Here is a 25,697-nt window from a genome sequence, read left to right as displayed (position 1 = left end):
CATATGCCTGAAAATCCGCTGGAGCAAGCCCGATTCGACCATGTCGACGGGACCGGCGATCTGGTGTTCTCGGCCGGCGGCCGCAGGTTCGCCGTCGCCGTCGACGACACGCTGGAGCGCGCCATTCTCGAGGCCAAGCAGATCCGCTCCGAATCGCAGCGCAACCGGCAGCCGCAGAACGTGAGCACGCTGCCGATCTCGCAGATCCAGTCGCTGATCCGCGCGGGGGCGGATCCCGTGCGCGTCGCCGAACGCTACAACCTGAGCGAGGCGCTGGTCCGGCGTTTTTCGTCCGCGGTGGAAACGGAGAAGCAGTACGCGATCGAGCAGTTCCTGATCGTTCCCGCCCCGAAGGAAAGCCACATGCGCACGGTCGCCGAGCTGATCGAGCGCACGCTCGCCTCGGCGCGCATCGGCATGGAGACGCTGAACTGGCAGGCCACGCGCCGCGGTCTCGAACCGTGGCGGATCACCGCGCGGTTCATGTCGTCCGGGCACGCGGTGCGGGCCGAATGGACGTGGAACATGCACGACAATGCCGTGGTGTGCCTGAATTCGGCGGCGAAAAAGCTGCTCGGCGAGCAGAATCTCGGCACGCAGGGCGCTCCCCTTCCGGCCGACGAGGACGACGACGGTTTTGCGATCGAATTGAACCTGCCCGGCGACTCGATCAGGTCGGCGCGCATCGAACGCGCGGTGTCCGAATGGAACATGGCGCAGGACGGCGGGGCGACGGGAACCGCCGCCGGCACGTCGGCGACCGGATCGAACGCGGCTGTGCCGGCGAGCGGAAACCAAACGGCGGCCGAGACCGCGGAGGCATCCCTGCCGCCGATCGTCGCGCCGGTGCTGTCGACCGCCATCCCCGGCGGGGACGGGTCGCCGCGTCCGGATGCGCAATCGACCGCGCATCCGGAGCAGCCGACGCAACCGGCGATTCCGGCGTCCGCCGCCATCGCCGACCCGACAGCCGGCCCGGCGGCGTCGCCGGACACAGCGCAGAGCAACGGTCCGGCCGCCGCGTCCGCTTCGCAGGACGGCCAGACGGCCGGCGAGGCCGCGCAGCCGTCGCAGAACAAACCAGCCAAACGCCGGTCGGGCCGTTCCGCCGTGCCGACGTGGGACGAGATCCTGTTCGGCGAGTAGCGTTCCGCCGCCTGCCGCGGCCAAGCGATCCGACGCGCAGACGCTGCCGTCACGCACGCGACCGCCGTGGCGCCGGCGCGTTGCCTGATCGGCGAACGCCTAGGCCACGTCGATCAGGCACGGAATGTCGGATTCCATCATGCTCTGCGATCCGTGCACGCTCGGCAGGTGCGTGGCCTTGTCCGACTGGGTGCGCGAGTCGACGATGGTGACCGATTCGGCGGCCGCGACCAGCACGTCGCCGAGCATCGGCCGCACACGGTCGTCGACGGGGCCGAACAGGCCCTGCGCGATCGCCTCGTCGCGCGTGCGCACGAGCGCGAGACCTCCCAGCCGCTCGCGCCAGCGGTGCGCGATGTCCTCGGCCGGTTCCCCTTCCTCCGCGTAGAGCATGAGCGCGCGCGGCTCGCCGCCGACCACGCGCACGCCGCGGCTCAGCTGCGGCTCGGCGGCGATGTCGATGCGCTGGTCGGGATCCGCCGTGATCATGCCGTGGTCGGCGGTGACGACGATGAGCGTGCCGTGCGGCGCGTTGTGCCTGAGCGCGGCCAGCTGCGCGTCGATGCGTTCGAACACGCCGATCCACTTGTCCGAATCCCAGCCGTAGGAATGGCCGGTCTTGTCGGCGTCGCGAATGTACAGATAGGTCAGTCCCGGCGTCTTCGCGGCGTCGCAGGCGGCGAGCAGCCGATCGCGCGGCGTGACGCCCCCGACGTAAGCCGGCCCGCGCAATGCCGCTTCGGTCAGCGGCGAATCCTTGAACTTCGGCAGGCCGCAGCTGGTGACCTGCACGCCGCGCAGGGCGAGCCGTTCGAACACGGTGGGCTGGCGCTGCAGGTCGGACGGCGGGATCGCGTCGGTGAACTGGATGAGCTGCGACAGTTTGCCGGTGACCGGATTGAGCTGCGTGTAGCCGGCCATGCCGGTCAGTCCCGGACAGGTGCCCGTGCCGAACGTGGCCATCGCGGCGACGGTCGTGCTGGGCGCGCAGGTGGCGATCGGCCGCTGGTTGGCCGGCTCGTTCATCAGCGAGCGCAGGTAGGGCGCATGGCCGAGCCGCATGGCGAGGTTCCAGTAGCCGAGTCCGTCGACGAGCACGACGATCGCGCTGGTCGCGTCGGGCAGTCCGAGCGCGCGCTGCAACGCCTTCGGGTCACGGTGGACGGCGGTGTTGATCGGATGCCCGATGGCTGCGGATACGGCCGGCAGGATGGCGGACAGGTGCAGCGCTCCCCCGCGCGCGCCGGTTGCGTCGGCGACGGCATTGGCCCCGGCAGCGGCCGCGCGATCGGGCGCGTCATCGCCGTATCGCGCCGTCGGCGTCAGCTTCAGCAGTTCGCTCATGTCCGGAATATCCACACTCATGCGCTCCATTCAATCACTGCGGGGTGAACATCGTGCCGGAGCGGGGCGTTGCCCGCAAACGACGGCGGGCGTCGGCGAGCGTCGCCGAATGCCGATGAGCATCGGCTGCATGCGATCGTCGCACGGATGTTCGCACGGGTTCGGTATCATGGACCGGTTATTCCGTCCGTTTGTCCGCAATCGACCAGTGGGAGCGCGCACGCATGGCATCACATCGCAAGCCGGCATCAGCAGCCTATGACCTTCGCACGGTCAGGGAGCACATCGTCGAAACGCCGTTGAACGAGGAGATGAGCAAGTCGTTCCTCGAATACGCGTATTCGGTGATCTACGCGCGCGCCCTGCCCGACGCGCGCGACGGCCTGAAGCCGGTGCAGCGGCGCATCATCTACCAGATGGGCGAAATGAACCTGACTCCGGACCGCGCGTACATGAAGTCGGCGCGCGTGGTCGGCGAGGTGATGGGCAAGCTGCATCCGCACGGCGATTCGGCGATCTACGAGGCGATGGTGCGTCTCGCCCAGCCGTTCGCGATGCGTCTGCCGCTGGTGGACGGCCACGGCAATTTCGGCTCGCTCGACGACGGCCCGGCCGCCTCGCGTTATACGGAGGCGCGTCTGGCTCCCGCGGCGCTCGGCATGAACGCCGACATCGACGAGGACACGGTCGATTTCACGCCGAACTACGACAACAAGCTCAAGGAGCCGACCGTGCTGCCGGCCGCGATTCCGAACCTGCTGGTCAACGGCGGTTCGGGCATCGCCGTGGGCATGGCGACGAACATGGCCACGCACAACCTCGGCGAGGTTGTGGCGGCCGCCAAGCATCTCATGAAGTATCCGACCGCGTCGCTCGAGGAGCTGATGCGCTACGTGCCGGGGCCGGACTGGCCGGGCGGCGGCATCGTCATCGGCCGCGACGGCATTCGCGACGCGTACGCGACGGGCCGCGGCACGCTCACCACGCGTTCGAAGACGCACATCGAGAACGTGACCGCACGCAAGAAGGCGATCGTGGTGACCGAACTGCCGTTTATGGTCGGCCCCGAACGCGTGCTGGAGCGCATTTCCGAAGGCGTGAAGAACCGCAAGCTGGAAGGCATTTCGGGCGCGATCGACCTGACGGACCGGCACAACGGCACGCGTCTCGTGATCGAGGTGAAGACCGGGTTCGACCCGAACGCGGTGCTCGCGCAGCTGTTCCGCCACACGCCGCTGCAGGACAATTTCACGATCAACAACGTGGCGCTCGTGGACGGCCGCCCGCACACGATGGGTCTGAAGGAACTGCTGCAGGTGTGGATCGACCACCGTCGCGTGGTGGTGCGCCGGCGCAGCGAGTTCCGCCGCAAGAAGGCGCTGGAGCGGCTGCATCTGGTCGAGGGCCTGCTGCTCGCGCTGATCGACATTGACGAGGTGATTCAGGTGATCCGCACGTCCGACGACGCGGATGCCGCGAAGAGCCGCCTGATCGCCGTGTTCGACCTCGACGACATTCAGGCGCAGTACATTCTCGACCTGCGGCTGCGGCGGCTCACGAAGATGAGCCGCATCGAGCTTGAGGCGGAACGCGATGATTTGAAGCAGCGCATCGAGGAACTGGAGCGCATTCTCGCTTCGGACAAGGAGCTCGACCGCGTGGTGGTGCGCGAGATGGACGCGGCGGTCAAGACGTACGGCTCTCCGCGTCGCACCGTGCTGCTTGACGAGGGCGAGGACGGCACGCTGACCCCGGTGACGCCGCACGGCGACGACTCGGCGTCGACGGCCGCGTTGGAGGCGGCCCGCACCGCGACGAAACTGTCGTCGGCCGCGGCTGACGTGGCGGCGGCGACCGCGGCGGCGAAGAAGGCCGGCGAGGAGAACGCGACGGCCGCCGCGCTGCAGATCGACGACGAGCCGTGCGTGGTGATGCTGAGCGCCTCCGGTCTGATCGCGCGTACGTCGCCGGCCGCTTGGGACGTGTGGGAGTCGCGTTCCGTCGCGGACGCGCGCAGGCCTGACGATCAGATCACGTCGATCTTCCGTACGACGACGCGTTCGTCGTACGGCCTGATCACGTCGGCGGGACGACTGGTGCTCGCGCATGCGGTCGAACTGCCCACATTGGCCGCGTCCGACACGTTGAGCACGATGGGCGGCATCCGCGCGAACGAACTGCTGGGATTGACCGAAAGCACCGATCCGGTGCCCGGCGAGCGCGTGGTCGCCGCCGTGGCGATGACCGGCACGCTGAACGGCGTGGAGTCGCCGGAGGGTGCGGCAGGACCGGATGGCGCCGTACTCGCCCCGTTGGCGATCGGCACGCGCGGCGGCGTGGTCAAGCGTTGGAACCGCGAGTCGCCGACGACGATGGATTCGTGGAACGTGATCGACCTGAAGGACGGCGACGAAGTGCTGTTTGCGGCCGACGCGGCCGACGACGACCGTCTTGTGTTCGTCTCGTCCGATTCGTCGCTGCTCACGTTCGAGGCGTCCAACGTGCGTCCGCAGGGCCGTACGGCCGGCGGCATGGCCGGCATCCGTCTGGCCAAGGGCTGCGCGGCGGTGTCGTTCAACGTGGTGCCGGCGGGACGCATCGCGTGGACCGGTGGGGACGGCGACGGGGAGAACGGCGCTGACGCCGATCTGTCGAACGCTTCGGGCGCCGTGGTGCTCACGGTCGCCGGCGACAAGGACGCGCTGCCGGGCACGGAGAACGGCTGTGCGAAGGTGACGCCGTTCGAATTGTATCCGACCAAGGGCCGCGGCACGGGCGGCGTGCGCTCGCAGCGCTTCCTCAAGGGGCAGAACACGCTGATCCTTGCATGGGTGGGCGCATGGCCGCTGCACGCTTCCACCGAATCCGGTTCCGCGGTGACACTGCCGGCGCCGGACATGCGCCGCGACGGTTCCGGCGTCGATCTGGCGGCGCCGATCGCGTTCGTCGGCTGAGACACAATATCGGCCGACTTACGGTTCGCAGGGGATGGAAGGAGCAGGTCTTCCATCCCCTGCGTCATGCCATGCGTTCAGGGGCATTGTTCCACGCGCGTCTCGACACGGAAGGCTCGGCGAGCATGCGGAAGGCGAGCGACGGTCATCGGTAGAGCTTCATGCCCTGAGGGCAGGGGGTGAAGCCGGCGGCATGCAGAATGCGGGCGGCGTCGCCGCCGCGGATGAGCGATTCGCCGCTGAGGTCGGCGAAGGTGATGCCGCCGGCGTTGCCTGTACGGGTGCCGTTGTCGAGCGTGCGGCGCAGGGCGAACGCCAGTTCCGAACATGCCGGGCGCAATACGGTTTCGGTGCGGTCGAAGGCGATGATCCGGTGCGTGCGGGGCGCCGCGTAGAGCACCGGTCTGCCTTGGCCGAGCACGACGATGGTGCCGGCTCGGCGTGCCGGCCTGCCCGCAGTTCCGGTTCGTCGGATCGTTGTGGTTGCCGCTCCCTTCTCATAGGCGGGAGCGCTATTCCCGGCATCCGCGGCGGTCCGTTCCGTCTCCGGGGACGGTTGCCGGATTGCGGAAGGGATGGCCGGCCATGCGATGGCCGAACCGGTCAGGTTCGCCGGATCGGTGGCGTCAAGGGCCACGTTGGATTGGCTGTGTCCATGTTCCGCGTCGCGCAGCGCGTTCACGGTATCCTTGTCGGCGAATTGGGCGGCGCCGAAGCCTCGCACGAACATGCCGCGCACCAGCGTCCCGGTTTCCTCCATGCGCTTGAGCACGGGATACAATGCGGAGAACCCGCCGGGTATTCCTTCCTGATCCACCAGCGGCTGTGCGATCACGCCGTAGCGGTCCAGCAATGCCTCCGTCAATGCGATGACATGTTGTTCGGGCGATATGGTCTCGCCGGAAGATCCGGCCTCCGCCTGCCGGCCGAAACCTGTTGCCGAGACCACCGCCGATTCTTCTCCCGAAACGGCGTTTCCCACGGCTTCCCTCGGAATCGTCCATGGGCCGGGTGTCGCCGGTTCAGGCGTCGCCATGCCGTTGCCGACCAGCGACCACAGTCCGCCCATGCGTGCCGGAACGCCGACCTGCACGCGCACGCGCCGACGCGACGCGCGGGCAGGCGCACGCACTTTGCGGGTTCCGGCGGCAAGCGCCCGAATCGGAGTCAGGGAGCTGTTGGTGGCCTTCCCCTGCCAGACGAGCGACCACAATGCTTCCTCGAACTGGCTGTCCGACCATGCGCGGGGCAGGATCTCGCCGGTTTGCGGATCCACGTCCGTGGATTCCTCCTGCCAGAGCCGGTTGGTCATTACGGCCAGCTGGTCGGCTCGGTAGGCGCCACCGGATGAGAGCACCGACAGGATGGCGTCGGGAATGGTGAGCGCATCCTCCTCGGCTTCATCGGCCCGTTCAACGGCCGCGGCGGATGCTGCGGACGCCGCGGCGACGCGCGTTGAGTGCTCGGCACCGTCGATGACGGGCAGCATCACCGAATCGGATGGGTGGAAGGCGACCATTCCCGGTTCGTCGGCTTTGGTGTCTCCGATTTTGGAGCCAATCCACGTCACTTCCCCGTCCGCGACGAGCTCGTCGAGCATGGACGGCGCATAATCGCCCACCCGCGCGGGGAACACGCCGTTTTCCCACACGTCAAGGGGCAGGGCGACGCCTTCGAGCTGTTCGATGACGCGCATCAGCCCGTCTTCGCCGTGATATCGTTCTCCTCCGACCGGTCCGACGCCCTGCCGGTCGAGCAGGAACGCCTGGTAGATGTCCGGGGCGACCGGCTTGATCGCGGCGCGCGCCTTGGCGAGGGAGCGGGATCGGATGCGGCGGAACACGTCCTTGTGCAGCCACTGCCTTGCGGTGATGCCGTGCAGGAATGCGCCGTTCAGCAGTTCGCCTTGGGATTGGAGCCGGTCGAGCGCATGCACGGCTTCCGTCGCGTCGATGTGCAGGTCGCCGATGAGCCGGTCGGCGGTGAACGGCCCGTGGGTTTTGGCGTAGCGGGCAACGCGGCCGTCGATGTCGTCGGCGGCGAGTTCGTTCCAGAACGTGCGCTGGGCGAGCTGGTCTTCGACTTCGGCGATCACGTCCGGGTCGAGCACGGCGGACAGGTCCGTCGTGCCGAGCAGGCGTTCCAGCACGTCGGGGTCCATGGACAGGAGTTGCGCGCTGCGTTCGGCCTGCGGCACGTCGTACTGGTACATGACGGAACCGACGAAGCCGAACAGCAGGTTTTCGGCAAGCGGCGACGGCGTCTGCGTATCCGTTTCGCGCAAGGTGATGGTGCCTGCGTTGAGTCCGGTCATGATCTCCCTGAGCGCAGGCAGATCATACACGTCCTGCAGGCATTCGCGCGCGGTTTCCAACAGCAGCGGGAAGTTGCGCTTCAGGCGGGCGGCGTTGAGCAGTTGCGCGGCGCGCAACCGCTGCTGCCATAACGGCACGCGTTTGCCGGGTTCGGTGCGCGGCAGGAACAGGGATCGCGCCGCGCATTCGCGGAATCGGGCGGCGAACAGCACGCTCTCCCCCACCTGCGTTTCGACGACGCGCTGCAAATCGTCGGGGTCGAACGTCACCAGCTCCCGGATCGGAATGGTGCCTTCGCCTTCAGGCAGACGCAAGACGATACCGTCGTCGGCGGCGTACGCCTGTCCGTCGAAGCCGTAGCGCTGCTTGAGACGGGTGGTGATCGCCATGGCCCATGGCTCGTGCACGCGCCTGCCGAACGGGGAATGGATGATGACGCGCCAGTCCCCCTCCTCGTCCGGACACCGTTCGATGACGATGGCGCGGTCGCTCGGCACGATGCCGGTTGAGGCTTGCTGCTCGGCGAGCAGCCGTGCGAGATTGTCGATGGCGTTGTCGTCGAGCCCGTCGCCGCGCAATCGCCGCTCGATGGCCTCGTCGAAACGAGGGCCTTGGTCGGGGGCTCCCGCGCCGCCGGAGGTCTCCGCCCCACCCGGCACGTGGGCAATCGTTGCCGATGACTGCAAGCCTCCGGCGACTTCGCGCAGGAACCGGCCTTTGGCTTTGCCGAATCCGTAGTCGCGCCCGCTTTCCTCGCCGTGCCAGAACGGCAGGCGCGCGGTGCGTCCCGGCGCGGGCGTGACGATGACGCGGTCGCGGGTGATCTCCTGGATCTGCCATGTGGAGGTGCCGAGGGTGATCACGTCGCCGACGCGGGATTCGTAGACCATTTCCTCGTCGAGTTCGCCGACGCGGCGGGGGCCTTTGCCGGCGTCGGCCTCGGGCAGGACGACCGTGTACAGTCCCCGGTCGGGGATGGTGCCGCCGCTGGTGACGGCGAGCCGCTGCGCGCCGGGACGTGCGGCGATGAGGTCGTCGTCGTGGTTCCACATGAGCGGCGGGCGGAATGCGGAGAATTCCTCGGTGTTGTAGGCACCGGTCATCATGCCCATGACCGCGTCGAACATGTCGCGGCCGAGGTCGGCGAACGGCGCGGCCTTGCGCACGGTCGCATACCAGTCGTCCGGTGTGAGATCGTCCATCGCCGCGGCGGCGACGGTCTGCTGGGCGAGGATGTCGAGCGGGTTGCGCGGCACGGCCAGCGGTTCGAGGTCGCCGGCCGTCATGCTTTCGATGCTGGCCGCGACGCCGACGATCTGTTCGCGGGTCAGCGGGTAGAACAGCGCGTGCGAAACGCCGCCGACACGGTGGTCGGCGCGGCCCACGCGCTGCAGGCCGGATGCGACGGACAACGGCGGCGAGACCTGGATGACCAGATCGACCGAACCCATGTCGATGCCGAGTTCGAGGCTGCTCGTGGCCACCACGCAGCGCAGTTGCCCGCGTTTGAGCTGTTCCTCGATCTGCTTGCGCCGGTCCTTGGACACGGAGCCGTGATGCGCCATCGCGATCACGTCGTCGGCGCCGTGCGATTGGACAAGCATGGTCGTCGAGCCGACCACCGCGTCATAGTGCTGCGCGAACTCTTCACGTCCCTCCGGCGAGGCGATGGCGTGGCCCGTGCCGCGCATGTCGGCGTACCGATCGTTGAGCCGTGCGGTGAGCTTTTCGGCCAGCCCGCGTGAATTGACGAACACGAGCGTGGTGTGATGTGCGAGGATTTCGTCGAGGATGCTGCGTTCCACGACCGGCCAGATGGAACCGGAAGTGCGCTCTCCGGCCGCCCCCGTCAGGGCGATCGAATCCGATCCGACGGTCCGCCCGCCCGCCGGCGACGCCGATGTTCCGCCATCCACTGCCATGCCGGCGATGCCGCGGCGTTCGGCCAGACGCTGCATGGCCGGCGTGACGCCGGAAATGTGCTGCGCCGTTGCCTTCTGCGCTTCCGTGCCGCCTGCGCGGGAGGGAACGTTGGCTGACTGCAGATCGCGCATGTTCGCCAATGGTTCGACCACGCGCAGGTCCATTGCAGGCCGCTCCCCCGGGTTGACGACGGTCACCGGCTGCACGCCGCCGAGGAATCGAGCGGCTTCCTCGGGCGGGTTCACCGTGGCCGACAGCCCGATGCGCTGTGCCGGCCGCGCCGTCAGCAGGTCGAGCCGTTCGAGGCTGAGTGCGAGGTGCGCCCCGCGCTTGGTGCCGGCGAGCGCGTGCACCTCGTCCACGATCACCGTGTCCACGGTTGTGAGGATGCGCCGGGCCTTGGAAGTGAGCAGCAGGTACAGGGATTCCGGCGTGGTGACGAGGATGTCCGGCGGATGGGAGACGATGGCCCGCCGTTCCTGCGGCGTGGTGTCGCCGCTGCGGGTCGCCACCGCAATGCTCGGCGGCTGCATGCCCATGGCCTCGCATTGCGCGGCGATGCCGTCGAGCGGTGCCTGCAGGTTCTTGGCCACGTCGACGGCGAGCGCCTTCAACGGCGAAACGTACAGCACCGTGACGCCTTTGGCCGCGGTCCGCCGCGTTCGTCCACCCTGGCGTTTGCCTTGCGCGATCCCATTGGTGGATTGCGTGGAGGCTCGTACGCCCGGCGATGCCGTGCCGTCCGCCGTCGCCGCGCCCCGTTCGGATGCGGAGCGCGCGGCCCGCTCCCCCATCAGCCGGTCAATGGCCGAAAGGAACGCGCACAGGGTCTTGCCGGAGCCGGTGGGCGCGATCACCAGCACGTTCTTGCCGGACCGGATGGCCGGCCACGCCGCTTGCTGCGCATCGGTCGGCTCCTTGAACGCATGCTTGAACCATGCCTTGGTGGGCGTCGAGAACAGATCCAAACATTCGTACATACGTTCGATTATGCCTGTCGCCGCGGACGATCCGACACGCAGGGGCTGCAACCGCGCAGACATCTACGCGGCGGCCTCACCGCCATCCCCGTCGACCCATTCGAGCACATCGCCGGGCTGACAGTCCAGCACCTCACAGATGCGGTTGAGCGTGGAGAACCGTATGGCCTTGGCGCGGCCGTTTTTGAGCACGGACACATTGGCCGGCGTGATGCCGATGCGCTCGGCGAACTCGTTCACACCCATTCCGCGCCTGGCGAGCATCACGTCGAGGTTCACCCGGATCGCCATCAGATCACCGCCTCGAGTTCGTCGCGCTGGGCGATCGCGGCGGCGAGCAGCGAGCGCATGACGAGCATGAGCAGAATGAACGCGGCGATAAGCAGCAATGCAACCAAACACCCAAGCCCCATCGCTGGCATGGTTACGGCGGCGGGGAAGCATTCGCCGCTCGTCGGATCACAGTATTCGAATCGGGCGAACCCGCCGAACAGCAGTACGAACAAGACCAGCAGCCCTTCAACGCCGGCGCAGCCGATGATCACGTTGACCCACAGCAGGGCCCTGCCGGAGAACACGTCGCGCCGCCTGACCAGATCGAGCAGCTTCCACAGGGGTACGAGCGCCGCCTCGAAGCAGGCGACGCCGAGTATGCCGGCGATCGTGTACGGCCAGCGTGCGGGCGCGGTCTCGGGATACACGCTCACCACATCTTCCGCGATGGAGTACACGAGGTATTGCCCGAACACGCAGATCAGACCGAACAGCACGATCAGCACCCTGAGCGCCCTGATCGCCCGCGGATGAAACTCCGTCCACATCCGAGTGTCGCCTTCCCCTGCCGTCGCCGCGGATGCCGTGCGGCCGTGCAGCCAACCAACGTTTCCCATGTCGATCACCAGCCTTGTCGTCACTGCCATCGAAAAACGATTATTATCAATCGTAATTCAATAGTAATCTATTGTTTTTCGATATGCAAGTTCAATAACAGCCACAACGGGCCCCGCCGGCGAAACGCGTCAGCCGCGCTTGCGGCGCAGGGACTCGTGCATGAAGACCATGAGCGCAAGGAAGGCGAACAGGTAGAGCGGCAGCAGGCGGATGGTCGCGTACTGGGCGATGAGGCCGAACAGCGGCGGCATGAGCATGGTGCCGACGTAGGCGCACGCCATCTGCACGCCGACGATGGCCTGCGAGTTCTCCTCGCCGAAGTAGGCGGGCGTCGAGTGGATGATGCACGGGTAGACGGGGGCGCAGCCGAGGCCGAGCACGGCGAGCCCGGCGTAGACGCCGAAATGGTTCGGCAGCGGCAGCGGCATGACGATGACGCCGACGAGGATGAGCGCCTGACCGAGGCGGATCATGGCGGGATCGGACAGGCGCATGGTCAGGAACCCGCTCAACCCGCGCCCGATGGTGATGCCGAAGTAGAGGACGGCGATGCGGCTGGCGGCGGTCACCTTGTCGACGCCGTCGGCGAGCACCATGTAGCTACTGCCCCACAGCATAGCGGTCTGTTCGATGGCGCAGTAGCACAGGAACATCACGAGGATCTCCTTGGCGCCGCGGATGGCGAGTACGCCTTTGACACCCAACGGCTTGCGCGGCTCGACCGCGGCTTCGCCGGACACGGCACCCGCAGAGACGACGCCCAGCCCTTCCGCGGCATCGCCGCCGGTCGCCTTGCGCGACTTCCACAACGGCAGGCTGACCACCAGCATGACGGTGAGCGCGATCTGCAGCAGGCCGATGTACCGGTAGCCCCACGGCCAGCCCTGGCCGTTGGACAGCGCATAGCCCATGACATACGGGCCGACGAGCGTGCCGACGCCCCACATGCAGTGCAGCCAGCTCATGTGCCGGCTTTCGTAGTGGATGGCGACGTAGTTGTTGAGCGCCGCGTCCACACCGCCCGCGCCGAGGCCGTACGGGATGGCCATGCCGATGAGCGCCCAGTAGTTCGGCGCGACGGAGAAGCCGAGCAACGCGGCGGCGGTCATGCCGACCGATACGGCGGTGACACGGCCGGCGCCGAAGCGCAGCGTCATGCGGTCGCTCAGGAGCGCGGAGACGATGGTGCCGGCGGAGATCGTCATGGAAATGCCGCCCGCCCATGAGACGGGCGCGCCCAGATCCTGGCTCATGGTGGGCCATGCGGCGCCGAGCAGGGCGTCGGGCAGGCCGAGGCTGATGAAGGCGAGGTAGATCACGGCGAGCAGCAGGTTGACCACGACTCTGTTCTCCTTGTGCGTTGGTTGGCGGCGGCGCGCGGAGCGCCGTGCGTCATGACACGATTCATGCTGTACGTTCGTACATACGATAGCGAACCGGCTCGATAATTACCGTCAGGTAATCAGCTGGCGTGTCGTCGAACGAACGGCCGCGGTCGCGACGGGAAATCCCGCCCGCAGTCAATCGCCATTCGCGCACGGCGAACGATGGCATATCCCGCGCAAACCCGCCATGATGGTGTCAGACAACCAGCAAGGAGCACATCATGAGCGACCATCAGCCAGCACAGGCGACACCCACGGCATCCGCAACGCACGCGGCGAACGCGGCGCACGAGGCACGCCCGACGCGGCTCGAACACGACTGCATCGGCACCATGGAAGTCCCCGCGAACGTCTACTGGGGCATCCACACGCAACGCGCCATCGGCAACTTCACCGTCTCCGGCATCCCCGACTCGGCCCATCCGCAGCTCGTGCGCGCCTACGCGACCGTCAAGCGCGCGTGCGCCGAAGCCAACGCCGAACTCGGTCTGATAGACGGGGACAAGGCGCGCGCCATCGTCGCCGCGTGCCTGGAAATCGAAGGCGGCAAGCTCGCCGACCAGTTCCCCGTCGACGTGCTGCAGGGCGGCGCCGGCACGTCCACCAACATGAACATGAACGAGGTCATCGCCAACCGCGCGCTCGAAATCATCGGCCGCCGGCGCGGCGACTACGCGGTCATCCACCCGAACGACACCGTCAACCACAGCCAGTCCACCAACGACACGTATCCGGCCGCGTGCAAGCTCGCGCTCATCGATGCGCTTGGGCCCCTCGCGGAGGAAACGAAGCGACTCGCCAAGTCGTTCCACGATCTGGCCGACCGGCACATCAACGACGTGACGATCGGACGCACGCAGCTGCAGGACGCCGTGCCGATGACGTACGGACAGGAATTCCACGCGTTCGCCAGTTTCCTGAAAACCGATCTCGCCGAACTGGAGCGCGTCGTGCCTCGACTCATGTCGCTCAATCTCGGAGCCACGGCCATCGGCACGGGCATCTGCGCCGACCTGCGCTTCCGCAAAACCGCCACCGAGCACTTGGCGCGCATCACCGGCCTGCCGATCACGGCCGCACCCGACCCTGTGGCCGCGATGACCGACATGAGCGCGTACATCGCCGTCTCGCAGACCGTCAAGAACCTCGCGGTTCATTTGAAGAAGGCGGCCGACGACCTGCGCCTGCTCAACTCCGGACCGCACGACGGGTTCAACGATCTCAACGTGCCGGCGCGTCAGGCCGGCAGCAGCATCATGCCCGGCAAGGTGAACCCGGTGATTCCCGAATGCGTGGACCAGTGCTGCTTCATGGTGTTCGGCATGGACACGACGGTCACGTGGGCCGCGTCCGAAGGCCAGTTGCAGCTCAACGCGTTCGACCCGGTGATGATCCACGCGCTGCTCGGCGGCATCGATCTGCTGACGCGCGCGATGGCGATGTTCCGCGAGCGCTGCGTGGACGGCATCACGATCAACGCCGAGGTGGGCCGCCGGTACGCCGCATACTCGCCGTCGATCGCCGCGACGCTCAACGACGCGATCGGCTACGAGCACGCGGCCGACATCGCCAAGGAGGCGGCGGTCAGCGGCCGGTCCGTGCGCGAGGTCGCCGGCGAGCGCACCGACCTGCCGGCCGACGAGCTCGACGCGCTGCTCGACCCGATCGCCCTGTCGCGCCGGCTCGGCCAGACCTGCCGCGAACGGCACGAGTGACGCCGCGCAGCACACATCAGGAACACGCATTTACGGCGAAGGGCCGGTGCGAACGGGGAAATCCCGTTCGCACCGGCCCTTCGCCGATCGTGCGCGCCTAGCCGCGCTCCCGATCAGGTGTCGATCTTGGAGCGGTCGAAGTCGTCGGCGTTGTCGACGATGAACTGCTTGCGCGGCGGCACGTCGTCGCCCATGAGCAGGCTGAAGATGCCCGCGGCCTGCGCGGCGTCCTCCATGCGGATGCGCCGCAGCATGCGCGTGCGCGGATCCATGGTGGTGTCCGCCAGCTGGTCGGCGTCCATCTCGCCCAGACCCTTGTACCGTTGGATGTCCGGATTGTACGAGATCTTGCGTCGGTCAAGGTCGGCGAGCTTGCCGGCGAGTTCGTCGTCGGAGTACGTGTAGATGAACTCACCCTTGTGCGAGCCGGCGAGCGCGATGCGATGCAGCGGCGGCACGGCCGCGTACACGTGGCCGTGCTCGATGAGCGGCCGCATGTACCGATAGAACAGGGTGAGCAGCAGGATGCGGATGTGCGCGCCGTCGACGTCGGCATCGGTCATCATGATGACCTTGTTGTACCGTGCCTGATCGATGTCGAAGCTCTGGCCGGAGCCGGCGCCGACAACCTGGATGATCGCCGCGCATTCCTTGTTGGACAGCATCTGCGCGAGGGACGCCTTCTGCACGTTGAGGATCTTGCCTCGAATCGGCAGCAGCGCCTGGAACGCGGAGTTGCGCGCGGCCTTGGCGGTGCCGAGCGCGGAGTCGCCCTCGACGATGAACAGTTCGGCCACGTCGTCGTTGCCCGGCTGGCAGTCGGACAGCTTCGGCGGCATGGACGCGGATTCGAGCGCGTTCTTGCGGCGCGTGACCTCCTTGGTCTTGCGCGCCTGAATGCGCGCGTGCATTTCGCCGACGATCTTGTCGAGCACGCGGCCTGACTGCTCCTTGTAGCCGCGCTTGGAGCCGGTGATCATCTCGCCGAACTGCTGGTCGGTCATGCGGGTGACGATCGGCTTGACCTGCGCGGTGCCGAGCACGTCCTTGGTCTGGCCCTGGAACTGCGGTTCGGCGATGCGCACGGTGACCACGGCCACGAGTCCGGCCATGATGTCGTCGCGCTCGACCTTCTGCGCGGGGTCCTTGAGATTGACCTTGAGCCTGCGCGCGTTGTCCTCGACGGTTTTGCGGATCTGCTTGGTCAGGCTCAGCAGGAAGCCGTCGACGTGCATGCCGCCGCCCGGCGTCTCGACGACGTTGACGAAGCTGCGGATCACCGTGTCGTAGCCGTTCACCCAGCGCATGGCGATGTCGACACCGCAGTCGCGGGTGACCTTCTGCGCGTGCAGCTCGCCGTTCTCGCCGACGGCCTGCGTCTCCTCGACGTACGTGTCCTGGCCGCCGATGCGCCAGATGTCGGAGACGGGTTCGCCGTTCGACAGGAAGTCGACGAAGTCCCTGACGCCGCCGGTGTGGCAGAATTCCTCGACGCGGCGGTGCGTGTGGCCCGCGGCGTCGGCCTTGGCGATCGTGACCGCGGCCGATTCGCCGGATCGGCTCTCCTCGCGGTCGTCGCGCTCGCCGCCGATCTCGTCGAATCCGTCGAGCGGCGACGCGCCGTTGACGTCATTGACGTCGGGAGTCGCGTCGGCTGCGGCGTCGTCGACTTCGCGCAGTTCGTCGACGTTCTCGTCGCCGGTTTCGGGAATGTGCTCGTCGACGACGGTGATTTTCAGGCCCGGCACGAGGAAGCTGGTCTGGCGCACGCGGTCGATGAGCTGCTCGTAGCTGAACCGCGCGGTGTCGTTGAAGATTTCGGGGTCGGCCCAGTAGCGGATGCGCGTGCCGGTGGTTTTGGGGCTGACCTTGCCGATGATCTCCAGCTCGGTCGGCTTGTTCTTGCGCGTGCGCTTGAACGGCGAATCCGGGGACGGATGCGCGGGGTCGGCGTCCGCGTACACGCCCGGATGGCCCTGATGGAAGGCCATGTGGTGCGTTTTGCCGTCGCGGTCGACCTCGACGTCGAGACGCGAGCTCAGCGCGTTGACGACGGACGAGCCGACGCCGTGCAGACCGCCGGCCGCGTTGTACGACGCGTTGCCGAACTTGGCGCCGGCGTGCAGTTTGGTGAGCACGACCTCGACGCCGGTGAGCTTGGTCTTCGGCTCGACGTCGACGGGGATGCCTCGGCCGTTGTCGGCCACTTCGACCGAACCGTCCGTGTGCAGGGTGACGGTGATGTGGTCGCACGCGCCGGCGAGGGCCTCGTCCACGGAGTTGTCGATGATCTCCCACAGGCAGTGCATAAGGCCCTGACTGTCGGTCGTGCCGATGTACATGCCGGGGCGCTTGCGCACCGCGTCAAGGCCTTCGAGCACGGTAAGACTGTCGGCGCCGTAGGATTCGGGCATGGTTCTCCTTATTCAAGTCCGTGATTCAAGTCCGGGTAAGACAAAAACGTGCTCCCTTGCGGGGAGCACGAAAGCGGATCATTGATCCAAGAAGTCGCGCAGGGTCTGCGAGCGCGAGGGGTGCCGCAGCTTCGACATGGTCTTCGACTCGATCTGGCGGATGCGCTCGCGGGTCACGCCGTAGACGCGGCCGATGTCGTCGAGCGTCTTCGGCTGGCCGTCCTCGAGGCCGTAGCGCATCTTGATCACGCCCGCCTCGCGCGGGGACAGCGTCTCGAGCACCTGCTTGAACTGCTCCTGCAGCAGCGAGAACGCGACCGCGTCGGACGGCGCGATGGCGTCGGTGTCCTCGATGAGGTCGCCGAACTCGGAGTCGCCGTCCTCGCCGAGCGGGGTGTGCAGCGAGATCGGCTCGCGGCCGTACTTCTGCACTTCCTGCACCTTCTCGACCGGCATGTCGAGCTCGCGCGCCAGCTCGTCGGGCGTGGGCTCGCGGCCGAGGTCCTGCAGCATCTGGCGCTGCACGCGGGACAGCTTGTTGATGACCTCGACCATGTGCACGGGCACGCGGATGGTGCGCGCCTGATCGGCCATGGCGCGGGTGATGGCCTGGCGGATCCACCACGTGGCGTACGTGGAGAACTTGAAGCCCTTCTTCCAGTCGAACTTCTCGACGGCGCGGATCAGACCGAGGTTGCCTTCCTGAATGAGGTCGAGGAACAGCATGCCGCGGCCGGTGTAGCGCTTGGCGAGCGAAACGACGAGTCGCAGGTTGGCCTCGAGCAGGTGGTCCTTGGCCTTCTTGCCGTCGTTCGCGGCCCACTTGAGCTCGCGCTTGCGCTTGAAGTCCATCTTGTCGGATTCGGTGTCAAGCAGGTGCTGCGCGTACAGGCCCGCCTCGATGCGTTCCGACAGGTCGACCTCCTGCTCGGCGTTCAGCAGGCTCACGCGGCCGATCTGCTTGAGGTAGTCCTTGACCGGGTCGGCGGTGGCGCCCGCGGCGATGACGCGGCGCTTCGGGTTGCCCGAGGGGGTCAGGTTGTCGTCGTCATCGTCGTCGCGCACGACGAACGCGCCCTTTTCCTTCGGGGTTTCGATCTCCTTGGGCTTGGCGTCCTCCTCGTCGTCCTCATCGGACGAGTCGTCATCCAGATCGCCGTCGTCCTCGTCGTCGAGATCATCGTCGTCGTCCGAGTCGTCCTCGTCGTCGATGTCGTCCTCGAGCTCGTCGAGGTCGTCGGCGTCCATGTCCTGATCGTCATCGTCTTCCAAGGCGTCGTCGACCGCGGATTCGCGCTCCTTGAGCGCGTCCTCCTTCGCGGTCTCCTCGCGTTTGACGTCGGATGCCGCCTTCTTCGCCGAGGAGCCCTTCGTCGAGGGCTTCCTCTTCGCCGTGGCGGCAGCCTTCCTACGGGACGTCGTCTGTTCCTCCTCGACGTTGTCCTGAACCGCCGTCGCATCCTTTTTGGCCAAGTCCATCCTCCTGCATGATCCTGCCCGCTGCGTCTTATACCACATAAGACACACTTCTGGCAAGGGCAAATCGTCAACTATTGGAGTAAACCACCTTCCAAGGACGATTATTCCCGCATCATGCCCTCTGACGGACGACTCATCGTCGCCAGGCGGGGCATGCGCCCCGCTCCAGCAGGGACAGCACGATGCCGCCCAGCGTGCACTCGTCGTCGCAGACGAGGCACTCGACCGCGTAGCGCAGCGCCCGGCCGTCCCCCAGCCACCACAGCACATAGGCCATAACGGCGCAGGGTTGGGCGCGCCACCGGTCCGGCACCGTATCCGCGATGTGCTGGAGCATGGCCAGCCCGGCCTCGCACCGGTCGATGTCCGGTCCTTCCTCGCTTTCGAACGACGACGACAGCAGCGCCGTGAACCGTCGTCTGGAACGGACGGCGTGCGGATCGGAGGCGAAGACGATCATCGACGCATGGTCGCAGGCGTCCCGGGCGATCAGGGACAGAATCATCGCGTCGCGCGAGGACAGCGTCTCGCGCAGGGCCACGGCGAGCGCGGCGACGCTGGACTCGTGCAGCGCGTCTTCGTCTCCGGGATCGGCGCGCAACCCGGTCAGCCATTCGCCGAACGGACGGTCCAGCCATGCCGAGACGGCCGCCTTGGAGCCGCGTTTCCTGCGCCCGTCGCGGAACCGTTGCGTCAGGATCTCCAGATAGGCCGCGTCCTTCGGGCCGGCATCCGTCCCGTCGGCGCCGATCGCGTCGTCACGCCGTCGCGCCCCGTCTTGCCTCGTGTTCGTGGTCATGGCGTTCCCCTTTCCTGCGATTCCGCTCCGGCTCCGTGTCCGTCCAAGCCGGCCGCGCACCCCGCCCGTCGTCGGGGAGAACACCACTATGCCGTATTTTCCGTCGCCGCATCGCGTTTTTCGACCCCTGTGGTCGAACGGTCCTTTTCGTTGGAACGAAGCCGATCTTGTGTTCGAGAAACGATGTGGATAACCTTGGGGGCATGAGTGTTGCTGCAGAAATGACGTCCATCGAGCCAAGAATCGCCGAATTGATCCGCCACAGTATGGCCCTGCGTCCGGGAGACGCAGTCGCCGGCTCCTGCGCTGGCGTGCTGGACGCCGTGCTGGATCAGGCGCTCACGTCCAGCGAAGGCGGCAAGCGGCTGCGCGCCCGGCTCGCCCTCGCCGCGTTCGATCAGGCCACGCGAGGCAACGCCGCGCAGCCCGCCCGATCGGGCATGCTGGATCTGGCCTGCGCCATCGAGGTGTTCCAAACAGCCGCGCTCGTGCACGACGACATCATCGACGAATCGGATCTGCGCCGCGGCAAGCCGTCCGCGCACCGCGCGCTGTCCACGGCGACGCGCAGCGACGCGATCGGCCGCGGACTGGGCATCATGCTCGGCGATCTGCTGGCCACGGCGAGCGTGGACATCGCGAACGACGCGTCCCGCCGTCTCGGCTCGCCGGACGGCGTCGTCGCGGCGTTCCTCAACATGCACAAGGAGGTCGAGGTCGGCCAGGTGCTCGATCTGGCCGTCGAGCTTGCGCCGCTGGACGATCCGGAATCGCTGGCGGAGGCGTCGCTGAACGTGTTCCGATGGAAGACCGCCAGCTACACGACGATCGCGCCGATCGAGCTCGCGCTGCTCGCCGCGGGCGGGGATCCGGACAAGTCGCGACGGACGGCACTCGCCATCGGCCGCCCGCTCGGGCTCGCGTTCCAGCTGGCCGACGATCTGCTGGACGTCGTCGGTTCCAGCAAACGCACCGGCAAGCCGGTCGGCGGCGACATCCGCGAAGGCAAGCGCACGGTGCTGCTCGCCGACGCGCTCGCCATGGCGTCCCCCGCCGAGCGCGACGAGCTGGCGGACGCGTTCTGCGCGCCTTCGCGCGACGAGGCCCTGGTACGCCGCGTCATCGGCCTGTTCGAGTCCACCGGCGCGGTGGCGCGTTCCCGCGAACGCATCGCCGCATTGTGGGACGAGTCCCGTTCGGCCATCGCCGAACGCTGCGGCGCGGATGCCCCCGAAGACCGCGCGTTCGCGGAGGCGTGCGCCCGATTTGTACCTCTTGCGTAAATCCGCGTGGTTCCGGCGCAGTATGTAGACGTGCATGTACACTGTTGTGAGATTCCGTGAATTTTGACGAGGGACCAGACACGCAAGATGAGTGAAGCCGCGAACGCAATCGAAACGCCGATGATCGAGGGAAGATACCGCATCATCCGCAAAATCGCCGATGGCGGCATGGCCAGCGTGTACGAGGCCATGGACGAGCGGCTCGAACGCACCGTCGCCATCAAGATCATGCACACGCAGCTCGCGCAGGGCCCCCACCGCGCCCAGTTCGTCGAGCGGTTCCGCCGCGAGGCGAAGTCGGCGGCGGCGATCGCGAACCCGCACATCGTGCAGGTGTACGACACGGGCGAGGTCAACGGACTCGACTATCTGGTCATGGAATTCGTGCACGGCGTGAATCTGCGCCGCGAAATGAACGAGGAGGGCACCTTCACGGTGCGCGAGACGCTGCGCATCGTCGGCGAGACGCTCGACGGCCTCGCGTCGGCGCACCGGGCCGGGGTCGTGCACCGCGATATCAAGCCCGAGAACATTCTGCTCAACGACCGCGGCCACGTGCAGATCACCGACTTCGGTCTGGCGAAGGCCGCCTCGCAGGCCACGCTGTCGTCGACCGGCATGCTGCTCGGCACGGCCGCGTATCTGGCGCCCGAAATGATCGAGGACAATCAGGCCACGCCGCAGGGCGACCTGTATTCGGTGGGCATCATGGCGTGGGAGATGCTGGCCGGCACGGTGCCGTTCACGTCCGATAATCCGGTCACGCTCGTCTTCAAGCACGTGCACGAGGACGTGCCGCCGATCACCGTGCCCTGCCCGGGCATCGATCCGAAGGTCGCCGCGTTCGTCGCGCACCTGACCGCCCGCGCGGTCGAGGACCGTCCGGCCGATGCGGGGGTCGCGGCCGACGAACTGCGCGCGCTGGGACCCAAGCTCGACATGGCGGCCTGGACGTACCGCAAAATGCCGCAAAGCGCCGAGGACCACGACACCGTGGCCGTGCCCGTGGCGGCGGGAGAGGCGGCCGCCGTGGCTCCCGCTCCCCCGCTGCCGCCGTCCGACGACGCGCATGCGGGCGCGGGCAAGACGGCGCCGTCCTCCGGCGATGCGGAAAGCGCCACGGCTCGTACCGGTTCCGCTTCCTCCGACGCGGCCACCACGGCGTTCGACCGTCCGGCCGACGGCACCGCGCCCACCACGGCCATCGGCACGGCGGCCACGCAGGCGTTGTCCGTGACGCCCGACGCGATCGATTCGCCGCTCAAGGTCGGCGCGAAGCGCAAGTCGAGGAAAACGCTGGTCGCCGTGCTGGCGGCGGTGCTGGCGGTCGCCGTGCTCGGCGGCGCGGGCGGCGGCTACGCATGGTGGTATTACCGCGGTCCGGGCAGCTATTGGCTGGTCCCGCAACCGACCGACGTGGCCTGCGAAGAGGGGCAGGAGTGCCGCATCGCCGGCACGAACTGGGTCAAGTACCGCAAGACGCTCGAATCCGCGGGCATACCGTATCAGGCGACGGAACGCTACGACGACAAGGTCGCCAAGGGCGACGTCATCGAGGCGAAGCCGGCGGTGGCGGGCGCGCACGTGAGCAAGCGCACCGGCGGCACCGTGTCGGTCGTGGTGTCGAAGGGCGTGAAGCAGGCCACCGTGCCGGCCGGCATTTTCAACGCGAATTCGACGGACGGCACGAATGTGCTGGACGCGCTCAAGAAGGCCGGGTTCACGAACGTCGCGCACGACGAGGCGAACGACCAGTACGACATGTCGGTGCCCGCCGGCGCGCTGCTGAGTATCACCGACGAGTCCGGCGCGGCCGTTCAGTCCGGCGCGACGATGAACCACAACGCGAAGATCACCGTCGTGCTGTCGAAGGGACTGATGCCCGTGACGATGCCGGACGTGGTCGGCATGACGAAGGACGCGATGACGGCGGCGCTCGACGAAATCCACGTCACCGCGAACGTCACCGAGAAGTACGACGACAAGATCCCGTCCGGTTCGGTGATCTCCGCGTCCGAGCAGGCCGGAGCGGAACTGTACTGGGGCGATTCGGTCGACGTGGTGGTTTCCAAGGGACCGGAAATGGCGAAGATCCCGAATCTGGTCGGCAAGACCAAGTCCGCCGCGACCAAGACACTGCAGGAACTCGGTTTCGAGGTGAAGACGTCCGGGCTGGACATTCTCGGTCTCGTGCAGCAGCAGAGCGCCAGCGGCGAAACGAGGCTGCGCGACGAGGACGGCAACAAGACGGTCGTCACGCTCACCATCGTATGATCGCGTGATGGTTCCGTTGTCCTCGCGCCGTTCGCGCGGCGCGCACGAACGGCGAACGAAGGGAGGGGTTGACCCGGATGATGTTCCGGGTTAACCCCCTCCTTCGTCATGGATACGCCACGCCGCGCCGAGTCGTCGATCGTCCGTAGCCGGCCCGTCCGGCGGCTCGGCTACGGCTCACTGATGGGCCGCATCGCGCTCCGCCTGTTCGGCCTCGGCCTGCTCCTTGAGCCGGGCCTTGACCTTCTGCGCGTATTCGTCCACATACTCCTGACCGCTCATGGCCTGAATCTCGCGGGTGACGCGATCGGTGAGCTCGCGCAGCTCGTCGTGCGTCACGTCGAGCTTCTTCGCCACCGGAATCGGCTTGCCGTAGATCACCTGCGTCCTGCCCTTGGCCGGAATCACCGTGCCCGGCGCCTGCAGCTCGCGCGAGCCGATGATCGCGGTCGGCACGATCGGGCAGCCGGTCTCGAACGCGAGGCGGGCCGCGCCGGTGTGTCCCTTGTACAGCTTGCCGTCGGGGCTGCGCGTGCCCTCGATGTGAATGCCGAACAGGTGGCCGGCCTCGATGATTTCGCGGGCGTGTTCAAGCGCGCCCAGCGACTTGGAGCCGCCGGAACGGTCCACGGGGAACACGCCCACGGACGTGAACCACCACTTCTTGAACTTGCCCTTGATGCCCTTGCCCTCGAAGTATTCGGCCTTGCCCATGAAATGCACCATGCGCGGGCAGGTGATCGGAATGAGCGCATCGTCGATGACGGCCAGATGGTTCGCCGCGATGATCGCGCCTCCGTGGCGCGGAATGTTCTCCCTGCCGGTCACGCTGGGCCCGAGGCGATGGCGGGCGATGGGACCGAACACTTTGACGAAGAACCAGTAGAGCATGACGGCGCTCCTTTCCAAAGCTTGGCTTTGCCGCTGATTACAGTAGTGGATATGACTGACCTCAACAATAGCAACGGCGGCGGCGAACGCCCAAACCCCACGCCGAATGGCGGCGACGATCTGGACAGCGCATGGGCCGCGTTCGCCGAGGCGCATGCCGACGACCTCAAGGACGTGGAGCAGTCGCGCAATGCGAAACGGTTCGAACGCCACGCGCAGCGCAAGGAGAAGGAGAAGCTGGTTTCCGTCAGCGATCTGGACAACGGCGTGTTCACCGATGATCTCAGGCCGCTGAACCAGCGCGTGCGCGGGCCGCGCGACAACACGAGTTCCAGCTGGCTGGACACGGACGACGTGATGGACCGGTACGGCGACGATTTCACGCCGCCGAATCCCGAGCTCGGACCGATCAAGCCGGCAAAGCTCGTGTTCTGGATCCTGCTCGTGGCCGGCGTGGCGGGCGTGATCGCCAGCGTGTTCGTGCCGGCGCTGGCCTCCCTGCTGGGCACGGTGTTCGGCGCGTGCGCCGTCATCGGGGCCGCCGGGCTGATCGTGCAGCACAAGGGGCATACGCAGACGCGCAACGGCTATGACGACGACGGGGCGCGCGTGTAGCCTGCCGGTCGGGCGCAAAGGCGCGCGACGGTCATGACGACGAAGGCCGGGCGGAACACATCGCCATGCAGCGCGATGTGTTCCGCCCGGCCTTATTATGTGCGTATCGTCGCGCGTGACCGTCGTGCCCCGCGTCTGCGGCGACGCATGACGGTCACGCGTCGCTCGTCACGCCTTGCTCTTGGCGGTAGCGATCCACTGGTCGAGCAGCGCCTGCGCCTTGCCGGAATCGACGGTTCTGGCGGCCAGATCGTAGGCTTCCTTGAACCGCTCCCCCAGCGTGCCGTCGCCGACCAGATGGCCGTCGGCCACGATCGCGGACGCCGCGTTGAGCAGCGCGGTGGTGCGCGACGGAACGTCCTTGCCGGCCACGAAGTCGCGGAACGCCGCGGCGTTGACCTCCGGCTCGCCGCCCTTGAGATCAGCGACGTCGATCTTCGCCAGCCCGAGTTCGACGGTCGGGTCGAACTCGGTTTCGGTGACCTTGCCGTCGCGGATCTCCCACACGGACACCGGGCCGGTGGGGGCCAGCTCGTCCATGCCCTCATGCGAGGTGTACACCATGCCGGACTGGCCGTTGGCCGCGTAGACGGCGGCCATGATCGGGCTCATGCGACGGTTGGCGCAGCCGATGGCGACGTGCGCCGGCTTGGCCGGATTGGTCAGCGGGCCGAGCACGTTGAACACGCACGGGATGCCGAGGGCCGCACGGATCGGACCGACGAAGCGCATGGCCGGATGGAACGTGCGCGCGAAGGCGAACGTAATGCCGACCTCGTCGCCGATTTCGCCCACGGCTTCGGGAGACAGTCCCAACGGCAGGCCGAGCGCTTCGAGCACGTCGGCGGCGCCGCACTTGGACGATGCGGCGCGATTGCCGTGCTTGACAATCTTCACGCCGGCCGCGGCCGCGGCGACCGAACCCATGGTGGACAGGTTCACGGTGGCGAATCCGTCGCCGCCGGTGCCGACGATGTCGGTGGTCTCGCCGGAGACGTGAAGCGGCACGGCGTGCGACACCATGGCCTTGGCGGCGCCCGACACCTCGTCAGCGGTCAGGCCGAGCTGCTGCTGCATGGCCAGCGCCGCGCCGACGGCGGCCGGATTGGCGTTGCCCTGCATCAGGTCGTCGACGAACCACTCCGATTCCTCCGCGCTCAGATGGTCTCCCCCGACCAGCTTGGTGAGAATCGACTTCCATGTGATCTCTGCCATGATGCCTCCTTGGCGCTTCGCGCCGCTGTTGATGATTATCGCCGCTTATTGTAATGGGCCGCCGTTTCGTCGAA

General features: G+C 67.3%; 16 protein-coding genes. 6 read left to right on the top strand and 10 right to left on the bottom strand.

Annotation, left to right across the window (positions count from 1 at the left end):
- The first annotated feature begins 3 nt into the window (after positions 1-3).
- A complete protein-coding gene (gene sepH / locus KIH79_RS04645; RefSeq protein ID WP_219058345.1) occupies positions 4-1,146 on the top strand; it encodes a septation protein SepH in 1,143 nt (380 codons plus the stop codon).
- Positions 1,147-1,245: 99 nt separating this feature from the next.
- On the opposite strand, the gene KIH79_RS04640 is transcribed toward sepH, so the two are convergent.
- Positions 1,246-2,511 (bottom strand): alkaline phosphatase family protein, encoded by a 1,266-nt coding sequence (locus tag KIH79_RS04640; RefSeq protein WP_219058344.1) that lies wholly within the window; start codon positions 2,509-2,511, stop codon positions 1,246-1,248.
- A gap of 203 nt (positions 2,512-2,714) precedes the next feature.
- Between KIH79_RS04640 and KIH79_RS04635 the strand changes: the two genes are divergently transcribed.
- On the top strand, positions 2,715-5,444 hold the full coding sequence (locus KIH79_RS04635) for a DNA gyrase/topoisomerase IV subunit A (RefSeq protein ID WP_219058343.1): 2,730 nt from the start codon (positions 2,715-2,717) through the stop codon (positions 5,442-5,444).
- Between the two features lie 145 nt (positions 5,445-5,589).
- Here KIH79_RS04635 and KIH79_RS04630 read toward each other — a convergent pair whose 3' ends face one another.
- From KIH79_RS04630 to KIH79_RS04615, 4 genes are all read right to left on the bottom strand, one after another.
- On the bottom strand, positions 5,590-10,662 hold the full coding sequence (locus tag KIH79_RS04630) for an Lhr family helicase (protein ID WP_219058342.1): 5,073 nt from the start codon (positions 10,660-10,662) through the stop codon (positions 5,590-5,592).
- A 63-nt stretch (positions 10,663-10,725) separates the two neighbouring features.
- Positions 10,726-10,953 (bottom strand): helix-turn-helix domain-containing protein, encoded by a 228-nt coding sequence (locus tag KIH79_RS04625; RefSeq protein WP_219058341.1) that lies wholly within the window; start codon positions 10,951-10,953, stop codon positions 10,726-10,728.
- A complete protein-coding gene (locus KIH79_RS04620) occupies positions 10,953-11,552 on the bottom strand; it encodes a DUF2975 domain-containing protein (protein ID WP_236023613.1) in 600 nt (199 codons plus the stop codon). The genes KIH79_RS04625 and KIH79_RS04620 overlap by 1 nt, the downstream gene beginning before the upstream one ends.
- 129 nt (positions 11,553-11,681) lie before the next feature.
- Positions 11,682-12,893 carry an MFS transporter gene (locus KIH79_RS04615; protein ID WP_219058340.1) on the bottom strand — a complete coding sequence of 404 codons (1,212 nt, stop codon included), beginning with the start codon at positions 12,891-12,893 and terminating at the stop codon, positions 11,682-11,684.
- Between the two features lie 266 nt (positions 12,894-13,159).
- Between KIH79_RS04615 and KIH79_RS04610 the strand changes: the two genes are divergently transcribed.
- Entirely contained in the window at positions 13,160-14,653 is a 1,494-nt protein-coding gene (locus KIH79_RS04610) for an aspartate ammonia-lyase (protein WP_219058339.1), read from the top strand.
- Positions 14,654-14,766: 113 nt separating this feature from the next.
- Here KIH79_RS04610 and KIH79_RS04605 read toward each other — a convergent pair whose 3' ends face one another.
- From KIH79_RS04605 to KIH79_RS04595, 3 genes are all read right to left on the bottom strand, one after another.
- Positions 14,767-17,067, bottom strand: a complete 2,301-nt coding sequence (locus KIH79_RS04605) for a DNA gyrase/topoisomerase IV subunit B (protein ID WP_219058338.1) — start codon at positions 17,065-17,067, stop codon at positions 14,767-14,769.
- A 78-nt stretch (positions 17,068-17,145) separates the two neighbouring features.
- Complete coding sequence (locus KIH79_RS04600; protein ID WP_236023612.1) at positions 17,146-18,546, bottom strand: RNA polymerase sigma factor; 1,401 nt, start codon at positions 18,544-18,546, stop codon at positions 17,146-17,148.
- A 133-nt stretch (positions 18,547-18,679) separates the two neighbouring features.
- On the bottom strand, positions 18,680-19,345 hold the full coding sequence (locus tag KIH79_RS04595) for a DUF4192 domain-containing protein (RefSeq protein WP_219058336.1): 666 nt from the start codon (positions 19,343-19,345) through the stop codon (positions 18,680-18,682).
- Positions 19,346-19,548: 203 nt separating this feature from the next.
- Between KIH79_RS04595 and KIH79_RS04590 the strand changes: the two genes are divergently transcribed.
- Together KIH79_RS04590 and KIH79_RS04585 are read left to right on the top strand one after the other, a co-directional pair.
- Complete coding sequence (locus KIH79_RS04590; protein WP_219058335.1) at positions 19,549-20,628, top strand: polyprenyl synthetase family protein; 1,080 nt, start codon at positions 19,549-19,551, stop codon at positions 20,626-20,628.
- A 120-nt stretch (positions 20,629-20,748) separates the two neighbouring features.
- On the top strand, positions 20,749-22,902 hold the full coding sequence (locus tag KIH79_RS04585; RefSeq protein ID WP_219058334.1) for a protein kinase domain-containing protein: 2,154 nt from the start codon (positions 20,749-20,751) through the stop codon (positions 22,900-22,902).
- Positions 22,903-23,079: 177 nt separating this feature from the next.
- On the opposite strand, the gene KIH79_RS04580 is transcribed toward KIH79_RS04585, so the two are convergent.
- Entirely contained in the window at positions 23,080-23,793 is a 714-nt protein-coding gene (locus tag KIH79_RS04580) for a lysophospholipid acyltransferase family protein (protein ID WP_219058333.1), read from the bottom strand.
- Between the two features lie 51 nt (positions 23,794-23,844).
- On the opposite strand from KIH79_RS04580, the gene KIH79_RS04575 reads away from it, so the two are divergent.
- The gene (locus KIH79_RS04575; RefSeq protein ID WP_219058332.1) at positions 23,845-24,408 is read left to right on the top strand and encodes a hypothetical protein; all 564 of its coding nucleotides are present in this window, start codon (positions 23,845-23,847) and stop codon (positions 24,406-24,408) included.
- Between the two features lie 168 nt (positions 24,409-24,576).
- Here KIH79_RS04575 and trpD read toward each other — a convergent pair whose 3' ends face one another.
- Complete coding sequence (trpD, locus tag KIH79_RS04570) at positions 24,577-25,623, bottom strand: anthranilate phosphoribosyltransferase (RefSeq protein ID WP_219058331.1); 1,047 nt, start codon at positions 25,621-25,623, stop codon at positions 24,577-24,579.
- Positions 25,624-25,697 lie beyond the last annotated feature (74 nt).

Origin of the sequence: Bifidobacterium miconis (assembly GCF_019331735.1) — a bacterium.
GTDB classification, from domain to species: Bacteria; Actinomycetota; Actinomycetes; order Actinomycetales; family Bifidobacteriaceae; genus Bifidobacterium; species Bifidobacterium miconis.
The sequence above is the reverse complement of the archived record's forward strand: the minus strand, read 5'-3'. Positions and strand labels throughout refer to the sequence as shown.